Below are 16,546 nucleotides of genomic sequence, written 5' to 3'. Positions count from 1 at the left end.
GTCAATGTCAGCCCATCATAAAAGAATGTCGCATTTTCTTATATCGGTAAAAAAGCATAGCTGGAAAGCAGGCTTTCGCTTGCCGTCACGACGAGTACCCACGCATGTGCTGTGCTATGTGGCAGAGGGATGCGGAACGGCTACGATTAATGAAAAAACGGGAGAGATCAGCTCGGGGACAGCGGTACTGCTTACCCCGGGGATGAGAATAGAAGCGCTCACAGCAGAAAAGGCGCCTTTAGTCTTTTATGTGCTTTCGTATGTGGAAGCAGCCTTGCAGCCAACTCATCAGGTCGTGGAGATTACCAAAACTGGGCTGCATACTGCTGATTTACGAACGGATTCGATCACGTTTCCGATCAGTTTGCCAGCTACCCTTTTGTCAAAGCTGGAGGAACTGGCTGCGGCTATTTCCAACCAGGACTACACCTCTGTTTTACACGGACAGCTATTGTTTTATGAGCTGCTCTCTTTCGTCCATACCGAGCAACTAAAGCATGCGGAAAAAGGAATCGGATCAGTGGAAGCGACGCTTGCTTACATGCAAAAAAACTATCGGGAGCCGCTGGATGTCGGTATTTTGCCTCGTATTGCCCAGATGACGCCAAGCTCGTATTGTCGTGCTTTTAAACGAGCAACAGGGATGACACCGAGCGAATATTTGACTCATCTGCGGATGAAGCAGGCCAAGGAATTGTTAGCCTCCTCCCAGTATAGTGTCAAGGATGTGGCGCGTAGCGTTGGTTTTTCCGATGAGCTCTACTTCAGTCGCCTGTTTAAAAAGCGGGAGGGTCTGCCCCCGTATATATACATGAAGCAAGCAGGTCAGCGTGTTGCTGTGGTGAGCAAGCTGTTTTTACAGGATCATTTGCTGGCGATGGGAATTCAGCCGATTGTAGCGCCGTCCTTTCCCAACTACTACACAACGGAATCAGGCTTTCCCCAGCATCTTCACCACCGATTGCGAGGTACAAAAGCGCTGAATGCCGAGCAGACAATCGACCCGCAGGAGATCATGTCTCTGTCTCCAGATGTAATCGTCAGAATGAATGTGCAGGGAAGAGAGGATACAGACGAATGGAAGCAGACGCCGCAAACCCTTTTATTCAATGATTATTTGCATTGGTACGAGTATCAAATGCACATAGCAACCATGTTTCACAAAGAGTGCGTTGCCGAGGGCATCATCCGGCATATTGATACTGTGGAAAAGCAGGCAAAAGATGCATTGAGTTCCGTTACACGCAAGGGACGATGGACGATTCTGCGTGTGCTCGGAGACGAGATACGCATGTACGGAGCTTACGGGCATGCCTTGACCGACCTGTTTTATCATAAGCTTGGTTTCCAGCCTGATCCGCGCGTGACACATGCCAGCTACAAGGCAGATGCATTTTCCGAGCTGCTCGCGCTCGACCCGGAGCGGATCATTTTGATCTGGAGCGAACAGAGTCATGTGACAGCACTGGAGCAGAACCCGCTATGGAGAGAGCTGCGTGCGGTACGGGAAAATCAAGTCTACTACCCGGACAGCCGGGATTGGGACCCGTGGGGACCGCTAGGCAGAGAGTGCATGATCCAAAAAAGCACGTCCTATTTTCTCCAAGCAGCCGGTCACGGATAATTCTCTCCATATAAACGGGGCAATCACGTCCATGGAAAAGCAGGGCGAGTCTCTATATACTATCAATTGATAATGGTTATCACTAATGTGATCATTGATAGAAGTGGGGGCAATATCGAGATGAAAAGACATACCAAAGTTCAGCACATTCGCCACGTACTGCTTAGCACTTTTCTGGTAAGTATGCTAGCTGTTTTGGCAGGCTGCGGTGGCACTGCTAATCAGGCGCAGCAGACACAAGCACCTGCTGCAACAACGCCAGCAGCAACTGAAGCACCGAAAGACGCAAGCACCCCAGCACCAGCTGATGCGGGCGGGACTCGCGAGATCAAGCATGCCATGGGCACAACCCCAATCACAGGGGAGCCGAAGCGCGTGATCATTTTGACAAATGAAGGAACAGAAGCTCTGCTCGCACTCGGTGTCAAGCCAGTCGGAGCCGTACAGTCGTGGGAAGGCGAGCCTTGGCACGACCACATCAAGGCTGAGATGGATGGTGTAGAAGCGCTCGGTTACGAGGACCAACCGAATCTGGAAGCGATCGTCAACCTGAATCCAGATTTGATTATTGGCAACAAAGTACGTCATGAGAAAATATACGATCAGCTGTCCAAAATTGCGCCAACCGTATTTTCCGAAGAGCTGTCTGGTAGATGGAAAACCAACTTTGCCCTGTATGCCGAAACCTTGAACAAAAAGGCAGAGGGCGAAAAGGTAATGAAGGAGTTCGATGATCGCGTAGCGGCTGCAAAAGAAAAGCTCGGTCCGAAGGCTGCAATGAAGGTATCCGTAGCCAAGTTCTCCAAAAAAGGCGTCCAGATTTATCAAAAGGATACGTTCAGCGGTGTGCTGTTTGAACAGTTGGGCGTAGCGCGTCCGGCATCGCAGGATGTCAATAATTTTGCGGAGCTTTTGACAGAGGAAGGCATGTCCGCGATGGATGGCGACATCTTGTTCTATTGGGTTTCCGAGGCAAAAGGCTCTACGGAAATTACACAGATGGCGAAAAAATGGATGGATAGCCCGATCTTCAAGTCATTGAACGTAACGAAAAACAATCAAGTATTCCAGGTAAACGAAACGATCTGGAATACAGCAGGGGGAATCAAAGCGGCAAACCTGCTGCTGGAGGATTTCATGAAGCGGCTTGATGTGAAGTAACCCGAATAGATAGCAAGGCAAAAGGATCTCATCTGCTAGCTGGATGAGATCCTTTTCCTTTTTTAACGTATAGGAATTTATAAGCGTGATGCTTATGAATTCCGGAGCGCATGAAAACTTTCCGCTAAACGCGGTCGCTCCTCCTTGAGGAAGCCTCGATAGAGGTTTTCTTATTATGATTTTACCGTTTTGTTCCTGTACGATAGAGAAGTAGATAATCATGACGGAGGAAGAACAGAAATGAACATTGAACAAGCTTTATTCGAAGCGGCAGTTGAGCTGATCCAAAAGAGATATCCTACCGGCTGGGGTGGCGCTGCAGCGATGTACACAGAAGACGGAACAATTTTGACGAGTGTAGCGCCAGAGGTATTGAATGCTTCGACCGAGCTATGTATGGAGACAGGGGCGATCTGTGAGGCGCACAAGCTGCAAAAGGCCGTTACGCATACGATTTGTGTGGTGCGTGATGACGAGAATGCAGCATTTAAAATATTGACGCCATGTGGAGTATGTCAGGAGAGACTCTTTTACTGGGGCTCAAAAGTAAAAGCAGCCGTCTATGTGCCAGAGGGTGGACTCGTGTATAAAACGCTTGCTGAGCTGCAGCCTTTTTATTGGTATCGTGCGTACAATCAAAATCAATAGAACAACTAATAAAGGAGCGTTTCTATGACAGCTAACAATCAAAGCTTATTTCGCGGTGAATTTCTACGTTTTACTGCGGCGTATCCAGGCGATGCCGAACAAATGGCGCGTTTTAGTGAGGACTTCGACTATTTGCGCAGGCTGGATTCAGATTTTGTTGTTCCTCAGCAGCCGTCTGCCTTTGCAGCCACGGGCTCACGCAGCTCAAACAGTGTCGAGTTCATGCTGCGTCCGCTAGAGGATGATCGGCTGATTGGTTTTGTCGCCCTATTCAAAATCGAGTGGAACAACCGCGCTGCTCATATGGCAATGGGAATTGGCAACCCGAGTGACCGGGGAAAAGGGTACGGAGTCGATGCATTGAAAATGCTCCTCCGCTACGCTTTCCATGAATTAAACCTAAACCGCGTCGGACTAGACGTCATCTCGTATAACGAGCCAGCCATCCGCGCCTACACCAAAGCAGGCTTCACCGAAGAAGGCAGAATGCGCTCCGCCGTCCTGCGCGAAGGCAAAAGCTACGATCGAATCATGATGAGCATCCTGGCAGCAGAGTGGGAAGCGATGCAAAAGAAGTAATACACAGTGGTTTAAAAATCCCTGACCATCATAGATAGGTCAGGGATTTTTGCTTTTATCGTCACCCACTCTTTAAAAATGTCGGCATAAAGAACCAGCTGGCAGAGGAAAATGGAGAAAAAGCGAAACACGCCCTTAAGCGTCCACCTCTGAAAAGCTTCCTGAACCCTCCACTTTGGACGCGGTTTCGCTTTTTTCATGTAGACGTGCAGGAACGACCTCACAGCAAGGTACCCAAGAAGCTGGAGCATTTTCTCCATTTTCCTCCCCTCCACTAAACCCACGCCAACATTTTTATCCCCCCTAAATACATGTTCAACCATGACATTTGTCATACCCTCGACTTGACGTTTATGACTACAGCAACCTGACTGAATTTTCTACAATATAGATAGAAAATTGCGTCTGGCAAAGTCAATCGCCACCCGCGCGCTTCATATCGAGGAGGAAACATATACATGCACCAATCCAACATCGCTCATTTGAAAAAGAATGTAGCCCCCTTTGAAAAAACAGATACCAAATCGAGCATCAGACAGATCATCAACACGATGGTTCCGCTGCTTTTGCTTTGGTACGGTGCGTATTTGAGCTTGTCTGTTTCTTACTGGCTGGCATTTCCACTCACAGTCATCGCAGCTGGCTTCATGATTCGTACCTTCATTATTTTTCATGATTGCTGCCATCAGTCCTTTTTCAAAAGCCGTTTGGCAAACGATATACTCGGAATTATAACAGGTGTATTTACACTCGTTCCGTATGAGCAGTGGAAAAATGCGCATGCGATCCATCATGCAACGAGCAGCAACCTTGATAAGCGCGGAGTAGGCGATATTTGGATTATGACGGTAGATGAGTATTTGGCTGCTCCTGGGTGGCTAAAAATAGCGTACCGCATTTACCGCAACCCACTCGTGATGTTTGGACTTGGTCCGATCTATGTTTTCGTGTTTCAATACCGTTTTAACCGCAAAGGCGCACGTCGCCATGAGAAGCTGAACAACTATTTGATGAATGTACTGATCGTCGGAACTTACGGGTTCATGATCTGGTTGATTGGCTGGAAGGATTTCCTGTTGGTGCAAGGCCCGATCTTTTATCTTTCTGCTGTGTTTGGCATTTGGTTGTTTTATGTCCAGCATCAGTTTGAGGATTCTTATTTTGAAAATGAAGAGCAGTGGAGCTATGTGAAAGCAGCTGTAGAAGGCAGCTCCTATTACAAGCTACCGAAAGTACTCCAGTGGCTGACAGGCAATATTGGCTTCCACCATGTACACCATCTGAGTCCAAAAGTACCGAACTACAACCTGGAAAAAGCACATAATGAGACACCTCCCTTGCAGATGGCAACAACGATTACGTTTGCTACTAGCTTGGCCGCATTGCGCTTTCGCTTGTGGGATGAGCAGGGCAAAAGATTTATCAGCTTCAAAGAGTTAAAGCAGATGCCTGCTGAAAATGAGTCGATCATGGATGTACTTCATAGCCGCAAACCGAGCTTGGAAGGAAAATAACTCTGCCATAAACCCTTCGATTCCGCTACACTAAGGTGACAAGGTGTAAAAAAGGTGGGCAGCCATGCAAAAGTGGTATCACATTCTCCATAAAAATACGGGCCTTAGCCCTTATGTCTGGGTAGTTTTTTACATACTACCCTTCTATTTTATTTTCCGGTCGTCCTCGACTTATGAGATCGTCATCGGGATCGTCATGATCCTCGTGTTTTTTATTTGCTACGTGCTCTCCTTTCTTTCCAAAGGATGGCTGATTTACTTTTGGACGAGCTTGCAAATTATCATATCCATTGCCATGACTGTGCTGTTTGGCTATGTGTATTTCTCGCTCTTCCTCGCATTTTTCATCGGGAACATCCAAAACAAGATTGGCTTTATTACGCTATACACGATTCATCTGATCAGCACCGTCGTCACGATCAATATGGGCTTCATCGCGAAAAATTCGTCGTTTATCAACCAGCTGCCGTTTGTTCTCGTTAGTCTAATTGCCGTTATTTTGCTGCCAGTAACTACGTACAACTGGAACAAGCGGGAGAAGCTGCAAGGTGAGCTGGAGCATGCAAACAAGCGGATTTCAGAGCTGGTCAAGCTGGAGGAGAGGCAGCGGATTGCCCGTGACCTACATGATACGTTGGGGCAAAAGCTTTCTTTGATCGGACTCAAAACGGATCTAGCCAGCAAGCTGATCACGAAAAATCCGACCCAGGCTCAGACAGAGCTGCAGGAGATCAGACAAACAGCACGAATCGCCTTAAAAGAAGTACGGGAAATGGTCACACAGATGCGCGGCACGCGGCTAGAGGACGAGATCTTTCGGATCACACAAATCTTAAAGGCAGCTGAAATTGACTTCGTGCTGGAGGGCAATCCGAATCTGACCAATACCTCGCTAATGACAGAGAACGTACTCAGCATGTGCTTGAAGGAAGCGGTCACCAATGTGGTCAAACACAGCAGTGCCACCAGCTGCTCGATTTCAATCGAGCCATCGCGAACCGATCTGATTGTGCAGGTGAAAGACAATGGAATCGGGATGATCGAGGAAACGGTCTGCACGAAAGGAAACGGGCTGCGCGGGATGAAGGAGCGTCTGGAGTTTGTGAATGGCAGTATGGAGATCGTTTCATCGGAAAACGGAACTACCATCGTTATTCGCGTACCAAATGTCTTCAAACAACCGGAAAAGGAGGCGGGGGCATGATTCGCATAGTGATTGCAGAGGATCAGAGGATGCTGCTCGGTGCTCTGGCTTCCCTGCTCGATTTGGAAGAGGATATGAAGGTCGTCGGTAAAGCAAGTAATGGGGAAGACGCAGTGAAGCTGGTGCATTTGCACAAGCCGGACATCTGCATCATGGATATCGAGATGCCAGTCAAAAGCGGACTTGACGCTGCCGAGGAGCTAAAAGGCTGCGGCTGCAAGGTAATGATCCTGACGACTTTTGCCCGCCCGGGTTATTTTGAGCGTGCGCTAAAAGCGGGTGCCAACGGATATTTGCTCAAGGATAGTCCGAGTGAAGAGCTGGCGTCCTCTATTCGCAGCATCATGGCGGGGCGACGTATTTACGCTCCGGAGCTGGTAGATGAGGCGTACGGGCAGGAAAACCCGCTGACTGAGCGCGAAAAGGAAGTCCTTCTGCTGATTGCAGATGGCAAAAATACAAAGGAAATCGCAAGTCAGCTGTACATCACAACAGGCACTGTGCGCAACTACATTTCCGTCATTCTCGACAAGCTCGGTGTGAGCAACCGGATTGAGGCGATCATGCATTTCAAGGAAAAAGGCTGGTTTAAGTAAACAATTGAAGAGAAAGCGACGAACCCCACTTCTGTTTTCGGCAGAATAGGGGTTCTTATTTTTGGGCAAAATAGCGATTTTTTTCAGAATAATCTGGACGAAATCAGAATAGTGTGCTTAAAATAAAGCTACATGAGTTTATAAAACCATTGGAGAAAGTAACTCACCAAACAGCAATAGACAAAGAATGACCGGAAGGAGAGGTCGGCAATGGAAATGGACGAGTATGCGATTGGGCTAGACTTGGGTGGTACGAAAATCCTTGCGGGATTAGTAAATAGCGAAGGGCAAATGATCAGTCAGGCACAGCTCCCTACTGCTTCGGAGGATGGAGAAAAGGCAGTAATCGAGCGGGTACTGGCTGCCATTGAGTCAGTCATGGCAGGCAAAAACGTAAACCGCAGACGCGTACGCGGTGTAGGAATTGCCTCAGCAGGAGTGATCGACAGCAAAAAGAATGAAATCATCTTTGCAAGCAATCTGGGCTGGAGCAATGTCCCGATTGGCAAGCTGATCGAGGACAAGTTCAATCTCCCTGTTCGCCTGATGAACGATGCCAATGCTTCTGCGGTTGCAGAATGGATGTGGGGAGCAGGCAAAGGCACGGCAAACATGATCTATGTCACTGTCAGCACGGGTGTGGGAGCTGGCATTATTAGCGATGGCCGACTGTTGTCCGGAATTGATGGGAGCGCTGGTGAGTTCGGGCATATTTCGATTGATTGGAATGGACCGCTCTGCCTTTGCGGGAATCGAGGGTGTATAGAGAACTACTCGTCTGGCACAGCGATCGAAAATGCAGCGCGGATGGCATTTGCCAAGGGAGATCCAGCAATTTCTGGAAGCCTTTTGCAAGACAGCAAAGACCTGACGGCAAAGCAAATCGGGGAAGCAGCCCTGCGAGGGGATCGTTTTTCGATCGACATTTTAAAGCAGGCAGGGTTTTATTTGGGGGTAGGAGCGACAAGCTTGATCCATTTGTTCAACCCGGAGGTGATTGTTTTTGGTGGTGGAGTCATGAGTACAGCACCCATCCTTTTGCAAGAAATCGAAAAGAGTGTCCGCGAGCGCTGCATCCCGGGTATGGCGAGCCAGGTGCGCATAGAGCTGAACAGGTTAGGTACGGAATCGGGTGTTGTTGGGGCGGCAGGTCTCTTATTTTCGGAATGGGAGCACGAGCGAACACTGCAAATTTTATAGCGAAATGCTTATTGCAAAGATTAAGATTATTTTGTATCATTCAATTAATAACTCCACTGAAAAAACTAACTAACCAAGAAATTAGATAAGTAGGAGGCAAAGCATGAGCAAAGTAAAGGTTGCGGTAATCGGCGCCGGTTCTATTTCGGACATGCACTTGCAGTCGTATCAGCACAACGAACGAGTAGAGCTCCATGCCGTTGTTGATTTCAACGAAGAGCGAGCAAAGGAAAAGGCGCAAAAATTCAACGCCAAAACGTATTACAGCAATTTGGAGGATGTGTTTGCAGACAAAGAGGTAGAGGCCGTAAGCATTTGCACCTGGAACAACACGCATGCTGAAATCTCCATTGCAGCACTGAAGGCGGGCAAGCACGTACTGGTCGAGAAGCCTTTGTGCACTTCAATTGAAAGCGCTCTCCAAATCGAGGAAGCGGTAAAAGAAAGCGGCAAGGTCCTGCAAGTCGGGTTTGTTCGCCGCTACGATACGAATGCCCAATTGCTCAAGCAATTCATCGATGCAGGCGAGCTGGGAGAGATTTATTACGCCAAAGCATCCTGCTTGCGCCGGTTAGGAAATCCTGGCGGTTGGTTCGCAGATAAGGAAAGATCCGGCGGAGGACCACTGATCGATCTGGGCGTTCACGTCATCGATCTTTGCTGGTACTTGATGGGCTGTCCAAAAGTGAAGACAGTCAGCGGCAATACATACAACAAGCTGGGAAACCGCGCTAACGTCAAGAACCTCTCCTTTTACAAAGCAGCAGACTATGATCCATCTAAAAATACAGTGGAAGACATGGCTAACGCACTCATTCGTTTTGAAAACGGAGCATCGCTGATGGTAGATGTCAGCTTTACACTACACGCCAAAAAAGAAGAGCTGTCCGTCAAGCTGTATGGCGACAAGGGCGGTGCAGAGGTAGAGCCTGAGCTGTCGATCATATCTGAAAAACACGATACGATCCTGAACATCAGCCCACAGCTGGATAAGCTCTCCTTTGATTTTAAACAAGGCTTCCAAAACGAAATCGATCACTTCGTTGCATGTGTTCTCGGCGAGAAGGAGACTCTCAGCCCAGTACAGCACGGAGTAGAGATGATGAAAATTCTGTGTGGAATCTACGAATCAGCGCAAACCGGCAAAGAAGTCACATTTTCGTAAATAGCCGGGGAAAATGAGTCCAGGGACATCCAGATTGCATCTATCAGATAAAAATTGTAAGGGGGATTGGGTCATGAAAAAAGTGTCTTATTTGCGAGCAGCATCTGTATTCCTTTTTTCAGTAGCTTTACTATTTGGGTGTTCCAGTGGCAACAGTGGCACAGGAGGCAGCACAGGAGGTACTTCTGCTCCGCCAGCTGCCAACTCAGGTGAGACGCCAGCAAAACAAAAAGAGCAGCTGGTGGTGGCAGTCAACGAAAACTTCATTACGATGGACCCGCAAAATACAGGGGATGCCCTGTCAAGTGGGGTACAGACCTCCATGTTTGAGGGCCTATTGATTTACGACAAAGACTTGAAGCTTATACCAGGACTTTCGACTGAATATTCGGTGAATGATGATGCGACCGAATACACTTTCAAGCTGCGTCAAAACGTCAAGTTCCATGATGGTACGCCGTTCAATGCCCAAGCAGTCAAAATCAACTTCGACCGCATGAGCAATCAGGAAAACAATCTGCGTGCCTACCGCAACTACAAGTACATCAAAAGCACAGACGTCGTAGACGATTACACTGTAAAGGTGACGCTGAACCAACCGTTCAGTGCCATGATCAACAAATTCACGACGGGAATCATTAGCCCGCAAGCTCTTGAAAAATACGGCAAGGACATCGCGAAAAATCCGGTTGGTACTGGGCCGTACAAATTCGTGGAGTGGGTACAGGGCGATCACTTGACTGTCGAGCTGAATCAGGATCACTGGGATAAGGGTGCTGCCAAGGTTCAAAAAATCACCTACAAGCCAGTACCGGAAAATGGCTCCCGCGTAGCGATGCTCAAAACGGGAGAGGCTGACGTCATCTATCCGCTGCCAGAGCAACAAGTAGAAACTTTGAATGGCGCGGACGGAGTAAAAGTAGAGCGCACACCTTCTACGATCACCCGTTACGTCTCCATCAACATGCTGAAAAAGCCGTTTGATGATCCGCGTGTGAGACAAGCAATCAACTATGCGGTAGACAAGGATGCCTTCATCAAGGTTGTAAAAGCAGGATACGGAGCGAAGCTGGAATCCGTCATGTCTCCTACGATTGCACATTACGCCAAGCAGGGCGTCTATGAATACAACATTGAAAAAGCGAAAGAATTGCTCAAGGAAGCTGGCTACGAGAATGGCTTCACGACTGACATCTGGGGAAATACCAACTCCGATACGATGAAGGGTATGCAATTCATCCAGCAGCAATTGCAAAAGGTCGGCATCACGGTTGAAGTGAAGTCGATGGAAGAAGCGACACTGTCCGATGAGATTTACGGCATCAAATCGCCTGAGGAAGCAAAAATGAACATGTGGTATGTAAGCTGGTCGTCCGCAGACCCGGATAACGCGATGCGCTCTCTGTTCAGCAGCGAGAACTTCCCGCCGGCTGGAGCGAACACTGCATTCTACAAAAACGATCTGGTAGACAAGAGCATCAAGGAAGCGACTCAGTCCTCTGACCAAGCGAAGCAAAAAGAGCTGTATGGAGTCGTACAGGAAAATGTATTTAAAGAAGCACCGTGGATTTTCCTCGCTGTCGATGAAATCTTGTATGGAAAGCGCAGCAACGTAGAAGGTGTTTACATCACGCCAAGCGGCGGCATCTACGTAAGAGAAGCGGAATTTAAATAATACCAGAAAAGCAGCGTTGGGTCGTTGCCTGCTGCCCAGCGCTGCTTTACTTTTCTTATTTAGGAGGAACACAAAATATGTTCCGTTATATCGTGAAGAGGCTTATCGAGATCATTCCGATCATTTTCGTCGTGTCGCTGCTCATTTTCTTTTTTATTCACCTGGTCCCGGGTGATCCTGTCCGTCTGGCGGCGGGAAAGGACGCAACACTGGAAGAGATTACACGCGTTCGCGAAGAGCTGGGACTAGATAAACCGTTGTTGGTTCAATACGCCACGTATATGCAAAACTTGTTCACAGGCAATTTGGGTCATTCTCTAAAGACAGGACTTCCGATTAGCGATATGTTTGCGAATCGCTACATGATTACGATGAATTTGACATTTATGAGTTTAGGCTGGGCGCTAGTTCTGGGCTTGCTGATCGGGACCATTTCGGCTGTGTTCCGCAATAAATGGCCCGATTACGTAGGGATGCTGACAGCGATATCAGGCATCTCCTTACCTGGATTTTGGCTGGGACTCATTCTTATACAGATTTTTTCCGTGCAGCTCGGGTGGTTTCCGACAGGCGGGGCAGAAAGCTGGAAAAGCTACGTTCTCCCATCTCTTACATTAGGAGCGGGAATTATGTCGATGCTCGCCCGTTTTACGAGATCTTCGCTGCTCGAAACGTTAAAAGAGGATTTCATTCGAACTGGTCGGGCAAAAGGCTTGAAAGAATCCGTGGTGGTTCGCAAGCACGCCCTGAAAAACTCCATGATCCCTGTCGTTACGATCGCTGGCTTGCAGTTCGGCTTTTTGCTTGGCGGGTCAGTTGTGGTAGAAACAGTGTTCAGTATTCCGGGTATGGGGCGATTGTTGATCGACTCGATTGCTTTCCGTGACTATCCAGTTGTACAAGCGGTCATTCTGCTGTTCTCGCTGGAATTCATTCTGGTGAATCTCCTGGTTGATATTTTGTATAAAGCGCTAAATCCTAAGATTCGCTATGAAAGCTAAGTAGAGGAGGAGACTGTAATGGAAGCAGTAAAGGAAGTGAGCCATAGCTCGCAGGTCTCCATGGAAAAGAAAAGCTCCAGGATGAGTGAGTTTTGGACCAAGTGGAAGAAACAAAAAACGGCGTTTTGGGCTGGTTTTTTTATCCTCTTTCTACTTTTCATTGCGATATTTGGACCTTTGATTGCCCCGTATGATCCATATGAGCCTGACTATGATGCGATCCTGCAAACCCCTTCCGCCAAGCATTGGGCGGGAACAGATGAGTACGGCAGAGACATCCTGAGCCGAATCATCGTCGGAACCGGAATCTCGCTAAGTGTCAGCTTTACCTCGGTTTTGGTCGGAGCGGTGATCGGGACGATTTTGGGCTTGTGCAGCGGCTACTACGGTGGCTGGATGGATCGGCTCATTATGAGATCAAGTGACGTCATGTTTGCTTTCCCGGATCTGCTCTTGGCGATTGCCATCGTGGCGATTTTGGGACCAGGCTTAACGAATGTGGTCGTGGCGGTAGCCGTGTTCAGTATTCCGTCCTTTGCCCGACTGATTCGGGGGAACACACTGGCAGCCAAGGAAGCAGTATTTGTTGAAGCGGCGAGATCGATGGGGGCCAAAAGCAGTCGGATCATTTTCCGCCACATTTTTCCTGAAACAGTATCCAGCATGATTGTCTTCTTTTCCCTTCGTATTGGTACGTCGATTCTGGCTGCATCCAGCTTGAGCTTTCTCGGACTGGGAGCGAAGCCGGAAAGTCCCGACTGGGGAGCGATGCTAAGCATGGGGCGTGATTATCTGGCTACCTCGCCTCACGTTGTCATGATTCCTGGTTTGGCGATCTTCCTGTCGGTCCTCGCATTCAATCTGGTTGGCGATGGCCTCAGAGATATCCTGGACCCGAAAACAAAGAACTAATCGAGGGAGATGGGGCAGATGAGTGAAAACATCATCGAAGTAAAGCATCTGCAAACGCAGTTTACGAGAGATAACAAAAAGACTGTTGTTTTGGACAAGGTCAGCTTTCATATAAAAAAAGGGGAAGTGCTCGGGCTTGTCGGTGAATCAGGCTGTGGTAAGAGCGTGACCTCGCTTTCGATCATGCGCTTGTTCAAGGACACGACTGGCGAGATTACGAACGGTGAGATTACGTATAACGGAACCAACATCCTGAACATCTCTGAAAGCGAAATGCGCGGGATTCGTGGCAAAGAGATCGCGATGATTTTTCAGGAGCCGATGACTTCGCTCAATCCGGTCATGAAGATCGGCGAGCAGCTCATGGAGTCGATTCGGCTGCATCTGGGCTATTCCGATAAGCAGGCGAGAGAGCATGCGATTAGTATGCTGACCAAGGTCGGGATTCCAAGACCTCAAGAGATTATTAATGAGTATCCGCACCAGCTGTCTGGCGGGATGAGGCAGAGGATCATGATTGCGATGGCGATGTCGTGTCAGCCGAATTTACTGATTGCGGATGAGCCGACGACCGCTCTGGACGTGACGATCCAGGCGCAAATTCTCGATGTCATGAAGCAGCTTCAGGCCGATGAGCATATGTCGATGCTGCTGATCACGCATGATTTGGGTGTCGTAGCTGAGATGTGCAATCGCGTGGTCGTCATGTACGCAGGGCGAGTCGTAGAAGAGGCATCTGTCCTCGATTTGTTCGATGATCCGAAGCATCCGTATACAAAAGGCTTGATCGGCTCGGTTCCCAAGCTGGGTCAAAAGCGTTCCCGACTCGATTCGGTCCCAGGGAATGTGCCAAATCCGAATCAGATGCCAAAAGGCTGCAAGTTTGCTCCGCGCTGCAAAGATGTAATGCCCGTCTGCTGGGAGGAAGAGCCTGCGATCACCACTACAGGTCCAGAACGTTTTTGTCGCTGCTGGCTGTATCGCGAGGAAAGTAGGGATGTGCATGTCTAAGTCACTGGTAGTCGTTGACGGTATCAAAAAAACGTTTCCGATTGATAGTGGTTTTCTGGGGAGCAAGAAAAGCGTAAAAGCCGTTAACCGTGTTTCCTTTGAGATCAAAGAAGGCGAAACATTCAGTCTGGTCGGTGAGAGCGGCTGCGGGAAGTCAACCACAGGGCGGCTGGTTACACGTCTTTTGACCCCCGATGAAGGGAAAATCTGGATCAACAATGAAGAAATCTCGAAAATGAACGAAAATCGGCTGCGCGAGGTGCGCAAGCAGGTGCAGATGGTTTTCCAGGACCCGTATGCCTCGCTCAATCCCCGGATGAAAATTCGTGATGTAGTGGGGGAGCCGCTGATTATTCATACCAAGCTCTCCACGGCGGAAAGAGAAAAGCTCGTTTCTGAAATGCTGGAGGTCGTAGGTTTAAACAGCTACCATGCCGACAAGTTCGCCCATGAATTCAGCGGAGGTCAGCGGCAGCGGATCGGGATTGCACGTGCACTCATTTTGAAGCCAAAGCTGATTGTGGCGGATGAGCCGGTATCGGCATTAGACGTTTCGATTCAGTCACAAATTTTGAATCTGCTCAAGGATTTGCAGGAAGAGTTTCATTTGACGTATTTGTTTATATCCCATGACCTCAGTGTGGTTGAGCATATTAGCGATAAAATCGGCGTCATGTATTTAGGCTCACTGGTGGAATCAGGACCAAAGGAGTCGATCTTTGCGAATCCTCAGCATCCGTACACCAAGGCGCTGCTCTCATCGGTACCGATTCCTGATCCACGTGCAAAAAGGGAGCGGATTATTTTACAGGGAGATGTGCCAAGTCCGGTCAATCCACCATCGGGATGCGCGTTTCACACCCGTTGTCCGTACAAGATGGATATTTGTACAACAACAGCTCCACCGCTTAGGGAAAGTGCTGAAAGCGACCATTTCGTCGCGTGTCATCTGTAAAGAGCGCCATGCTTGCTTCCAAACATGACGAAAGTGGTTTTCATCAATCTACTCAGTAAAAGGAAGGGTTCCATGCGTAGGACGGGTGATTTAAAGCTAATTCAAGAGTTGAATCGGTCCATCATACTAGATACGATCCGTCATTACGGCCCCATTTCCCGGAGTGAAATAGCAAAGCGGCACAAGCTGAGTCCTACCACAGTGACGTCGGCTGTCAGCGAATTGATTCGTGATTCGCTCGTCAGCGAGGTGGGAACAGGAACGTCGAATGGGGGACGGAGACCGATTTTGCTTCAGTTCTCCCCCGATAGTCATTTTTTGATCGGAATCTCGATTAGTGGATCTAAAATTACGATCGCGGAAATGAACCTGGAAGCAAAGGTCCGTAAGAAGGAAGCTTATTCGATCAAGTCATATCAGGGTGACAGCGTCATTGCGTATTTGCTGCAAATCATTGAAGAGTTCGTTCGACCCTATGAGAATCTGGACAATTGTGTGGGCATTTCGATCGTCACACAAGGGATCGTGGATTCAGACAACGGGGTGATTCGCTACAATCCAAAGCTGAAATTAAAGGATACGCCAGTGCGAGAGATTGTAGAGAGCCGCTTTCAAATCAAAACCTGGCTCGACAACGATACGAACGCCTACTTGCTAGCAGAAAAAAGCATCGGTGATTTCAATCATTATCAAAACATGCTTTACGTAACCATTGGAGATGGTCTTGGTTCAAGCATATTGGTCAACGGCTCCATCTATCGGGGGTATGCCGGTGGTGCAGGCGAATTCGGGCATACCACGATTGATCGGGCTGGTGTTCGCTGTGATTGCGGGAATATTGGCTGTCTTGAAAATTATGTGAGCTGGCCGGCGATTTACTCCAAGCTGCTGTCAGGGCTGGCCAAAGGAAAGCAAAGCTGCATTATGGAGCTTGCTGGAAATGACATCAATCGCATCTCCTCCAAAACTTTTTGCCTGGCATTGGCGCAAAATGATCCTTTTGCAGAAAGCATTTTGGAAGAAACGGCTTCGTATTTGGCAACAGGCTTGGTCACTCTCGTTCATCTGTTTAACCCTGAGGTCATCATTCTTGGGGGAGACATTGCTTTAGAAAATTCACTGTTGATTTCCAAGGTCACGGAGTATGTCAACGAATATGCACACGGCATTTTGACGGAGGGACTTGCGATTCGTCCCAATTCACTCGGAGAAGACGTGGAAGTGGTTGGAGCGGCGGCAGTCTTGTTACAGGATCGATTTCACTTTTCACTATAAAAGGATCAAAACTTGTGTGATCAACG

General features: G+C 48.5%; 16 protein-coding genes. 15 read left to right on the top strand and 1 reads right to left on the bottom strand.

Annotation, left to right across the window (positions count from 1 at the left end):
• The first annotated feature begins 4 nt into the window (after nucleotides 1-4).
• From C3B52_RS18660 to C3B52_RS18645, 4 genes are all read left to right on the top strand, one after another.
• Entirely contained in the window at nucleotides 5-1,624 is a 1,620-nt protein-coding gene (locus tag C3B52_RS18660) for a helix-turn-helix domain-containing protein (protein WP_103107906.1), read from the top strand.
• 120 nt (nucleotides 1,625-1,744) lie between these two features.
• Nucleotides 1,745-2,785 carry an ABC transporter substrate-binding protein gene (locus C3B52_RS18655; protein WP_103107905.1) on the top strand — a complete coding sequence of 347 codons (1,041 nt, stop codon included), beginning with the start codon at nucleotides 1,745-1,747 and terminating at the stop codon, nucleotides 2,783-2,785.
• Nucleotides 2,786-3,025: 240 nt separating this feature from the next.
• Entirely contained in the window at nucleotides 3,026-3,433 is a 408-nt protein-coding gene (locus C3B52_RS18650; RefSeq protein WP_103107904.1) for a cytidine deaminase, read from the top strand.
• Nucleotides 3,434-3,457: 24 nt separating this feature from the next.
• Nucleotides 3,458-4,012 carry a GNAT family N-acetyltransferase gene (locus tag C3B52_RS18645; RefSeq protein WP_103107903.1) on the top strand — a complete coding sequence of 185 codons (555 nt, stop codon included), beginning with the start codon at nucleotides 3,458-3,460 and terminating at the stop codon, nucleotides 4,010-4,012.
• An 11-nt stretch (nucleotides 4,013-4,023) separates the two neighbouring features.
• On the opposite strand, the gene C3B52_RS36535 is transcribed toward C3B52_RS18645, so the two are convergent.
• A complete protein-coding gene (locus tag C3B52_RS36535; protein WP_164684832.1) occupies nucleotides 4,024-4,335 on the bottom strand; it encodes a hypothetical protein in 312 nt (103 codons plus the stop codon).
• A gap of 135 nt (nucleotides 4,336-4,470) precedes the next feature.
• Between C3B52_RS36535 and C3B52_RS18635 the strand changes: the two genes are divergently transcribed.
• From C3B52_RS18635 to C3B52_RS18585, 11 genes are all read left to right on the top strand, one after another.
• Entirely contained in the window at nucleotides 4,471-5,526 is a 1,056-nt protein-coding gene (locus tag C3B52_RS18635) for a fatty acid desaturase (protein WP_103107902.1), read from the top strand.
• Between the two features lie 64 nt (nucleotides 5,527-5,590).
• Nucleotides 5,591-6,730, top strand: a complete 1,140-nt coding sequence (locus C3B52_RS18630) for a sensor histidine kinase (RefSeq protein ID WP_103107901.1) — start codon at nucleotides 5,591-5,593, stop codon at nucleotides 6,728-6,730.
• Nucleotides 6,727-7,326: a response regulator transcription factor gene (locus C3B52_RS18625; protein WP_049736718.1), complete on the top strand. Its 600-nt coding sequence runs from the start codon at nucleotides 6,727-6,729 to the stop codon at nucleotides 7,324-7,326. The genes C3B52_RS18630 and C3B52_RS18625 overlap by 4 nt, the downstream gene beginning before the upstream one ends.
• A 210-nt stretch (nucleotides 7,327-7,536) precedes the next feature.
• Nucleotides 7,537-8,526, top strand: a complete 990-nt coding sequence (locus tag C3B52_RS18620) for an ROK family protein (RefSeq protein ID WP_103107900.1) — start codon at nucleotides 7,537-7,539, stop codon at nucleotides 8,524-8,526.
• Nucleotides 8,527-8,629: 103 nt separating this feature from the next.
• Complete coding sequence (locus tag C3B52_RS18615; protein WP_103107899.1) at nucleotides 8,630-9,691, top strand: Gfo/Idh/MocA family protein; 1,062 nt, start codon at nucleotides 8,630-8,632, stop codon at nucleotides 9,689-9,691.
• A 73-nt stretch (nucleotides 9,692-9,764) separates the two neighbouring features.
• A complete protein-coding gene (locus C3B52_RS18610) occupies nucleotides 9,765-11,366 on the top strand; it encodes a glutathione ABC transporter substrate-binding protein (protein WP_103107898.1) in 1,602 nt (533 codons plus the stop codon).
• A 77-nt stretch (nucleotides 11,367-11,443) separates the two neighbouring features.
• Nucleotides 11,444-12,367 (top strand): nickel ABC transporter permease, encoded by a 924-nt coding sequence (gene nikB / locus C3B52_RS18605; RefSeq protein WP_103107897.1) that lies wholly within the window; start codon nucleotides 11,444-11,446, stop codon nucleotides 12,365-12,367.
• An 18-nt stretch (nucleotides 12,368-12,385) separates the two neighbouring features.
• A complete protein-coding gene (locus tag C3B52_RS18600) occupies nucleotides 12,386-13,279 on the top strand; it encodes an ABC transporter permease subunit (RefSeq protein WP_103107896.1) in 894 nt (297 codons plus the stop codon).
• 18 nt (nucleotides 13,280-13,297) lie between these two features.
• Complete coding sequence (locus C3B52_RS18595; RefSeq protein ID WP_103107895.1) at nucleotides 13,298-14,290, top strand: ABC transporter ATP-binding protein; 993 nt, start codon at nucleotides 13,298-13,300, stop codon at nucleotides 14,288-14,290.
• Nucleotides 14,283-15,245: an ABC transporter ATP-binding protein gene (locus C3B52_RS18590; protein ID WP_103107894.1), complete on the top strand. Its 963-nt coding sequence runs from the start codon at nucleotides 14,283-14,285 to the stop codon at nucleotides 15,243-15,245. Before C3B52_RS18595 ends, C3B52_RS18590 begins: the two co-directional genes overlap by 8 nt.
• A 72-nt stretch (nucleotides 15,246-15,317) precedes the next feature.
• The gene (locus C3B52_RS18585; RefSeq protein ID WP_103107893.1) at nucleotides 15,318-16,520 is read left to right on the top strand and encodes an ROK family transcriptional regulator; all 1,203 of its coding nucleotides are present in this window, start codon (nucleotides 15,318-15,320) and stop codon (nucleotides 16,518-16,520) included.
• The last annotated feature ends 26 nt before the right edge of the window (nucleotides 16,521-16,546 follow it).

It is taken from the genome of Brevibacillus reuszeri (genome assembly GCF_002897295.1).
In the GTDB taxonomy this organism is placed as follows: Bacteria; Bacillota; Bacilli; order Brevibacillales; family Brevibacillaceae; genus Brevibacillus; species Brevibacillus reuszeri_A.
The sequence above is the reverse complement of the archived record's forward strand: the minus strand, read 5'-3'. Positions and strand labels throughout refer to the sequence as shown.

Bases quoted from the DNA above. Each gene is read 5' to 3' on its own strand.
- C3B52_RS18645 (WP_103107903.1), top strand. From the start codon at position 3,458: ATGACAGCTAACAATCAAAGCTTATTTCGCGGTGAATTTCTACGTTTT.
- C3B52_RS18615 (WP_103107899.1), top strand. From the start codon at position 8,630: ATGAGCAAAGTAAAGGTTGCGGTAATCGGCGCCGGTTCTATTTCGGAC.
- C3B52_RS18630 (WP_103107901.1), top strand. From the start codon at position 5,591: ATGCAAAAGTGGTATCACATTCTCCATAAAAATACGGGCCTTAGCCCT.
- C3B52_RS18585 (WP_103107893.1), top strand. From the start codon at position 15,318: ATGCGTAGGACGGGTGATTTAAAGCTAATTCAAGAGTTGAATCGGTCC.
- C3B52_RS36535 (WP_164684832.1), bottom strand. From the start codon at position 4,335: ATGGTTGAACATGTATTTAGGGGGGATAAAAATGTTGGCGTGGGTTTA.
- C3B52_RS18625 (WP_049736718.1), top strand. From the start codon at position 6,727: ATGATTCGCATAGTGATTGCAGAGGATCAGAGGATGCTGCTCGGTGCT.
- C3B52_RS18595 (WP_103107895.1), top strand. From the start codon at position 13,298: ATGAGTGAAAACATCATCGAAGTAAAGCATCTGCAAACGCAGTTTACG.
- C3B52_RS18600 (WP_103107896.1), top strand. From the start codon at position 12,386: ATGGAAGCAGTAAAGGAAGTGAGCCATAGCTCGCAGGTCTCCATGGAA.
- C3B52_RS18650 (WP_103107904.1), top strand. From the start codon at position 3,026: ATGAACATTGAACAAGCTTTATTCGAAGCGGCAGTTGAGCTGATCCAA.
- C3B52_RS18635 (WP_103107902.1), top strand. From the start codon at position 4,471: ATGCACCAATCCAACATCGCTCATTTGAAAAAGAATGTAGCCCCCTTT.
- C3B52_RS18660 (WP_103107906.1), top strand. From the start codon at position 5: ATGTCAGCCCATCATAAAAGAATGTCGCATTTTCTTATATCGGTAAAA.
- C3B52_RS18620 (WP_103107900.1), top strand. From the start codon at position 7,537: ATGGAAATGGACGAGTATGCGATTGGGCTAGACTTGGGTGGTACGAAA.
- C3B52_RS18655 (WP_103107905.1), top strand. From the start codon at position 1,745: ATGAAAAGACATACCAAAGTTCAGCACATTCGCCACGTACTGCTTAGC.
- C3B52_RS18610 (WP_103107898.1), top strand. From the start codon at position 9,765: ATGAAAAAAGTGTCTTATTTGCGAGCAGCATCTGTATTCCTTTTTTCA.
- C3B52_RS18590 (WP_103107894.1), top strand. From the start codon at position 14,283: ATGTCTAAGTCACTGGTAGTCGTTGACGGTATCAAAAAAACGTTTCCG.
- nikB (WP_103107897.1), top strand. From the start codon at position 11,444: ATGTTCCGTTATATCGTGAAGAGGCTTATCGAGATCATTCCGATCATT.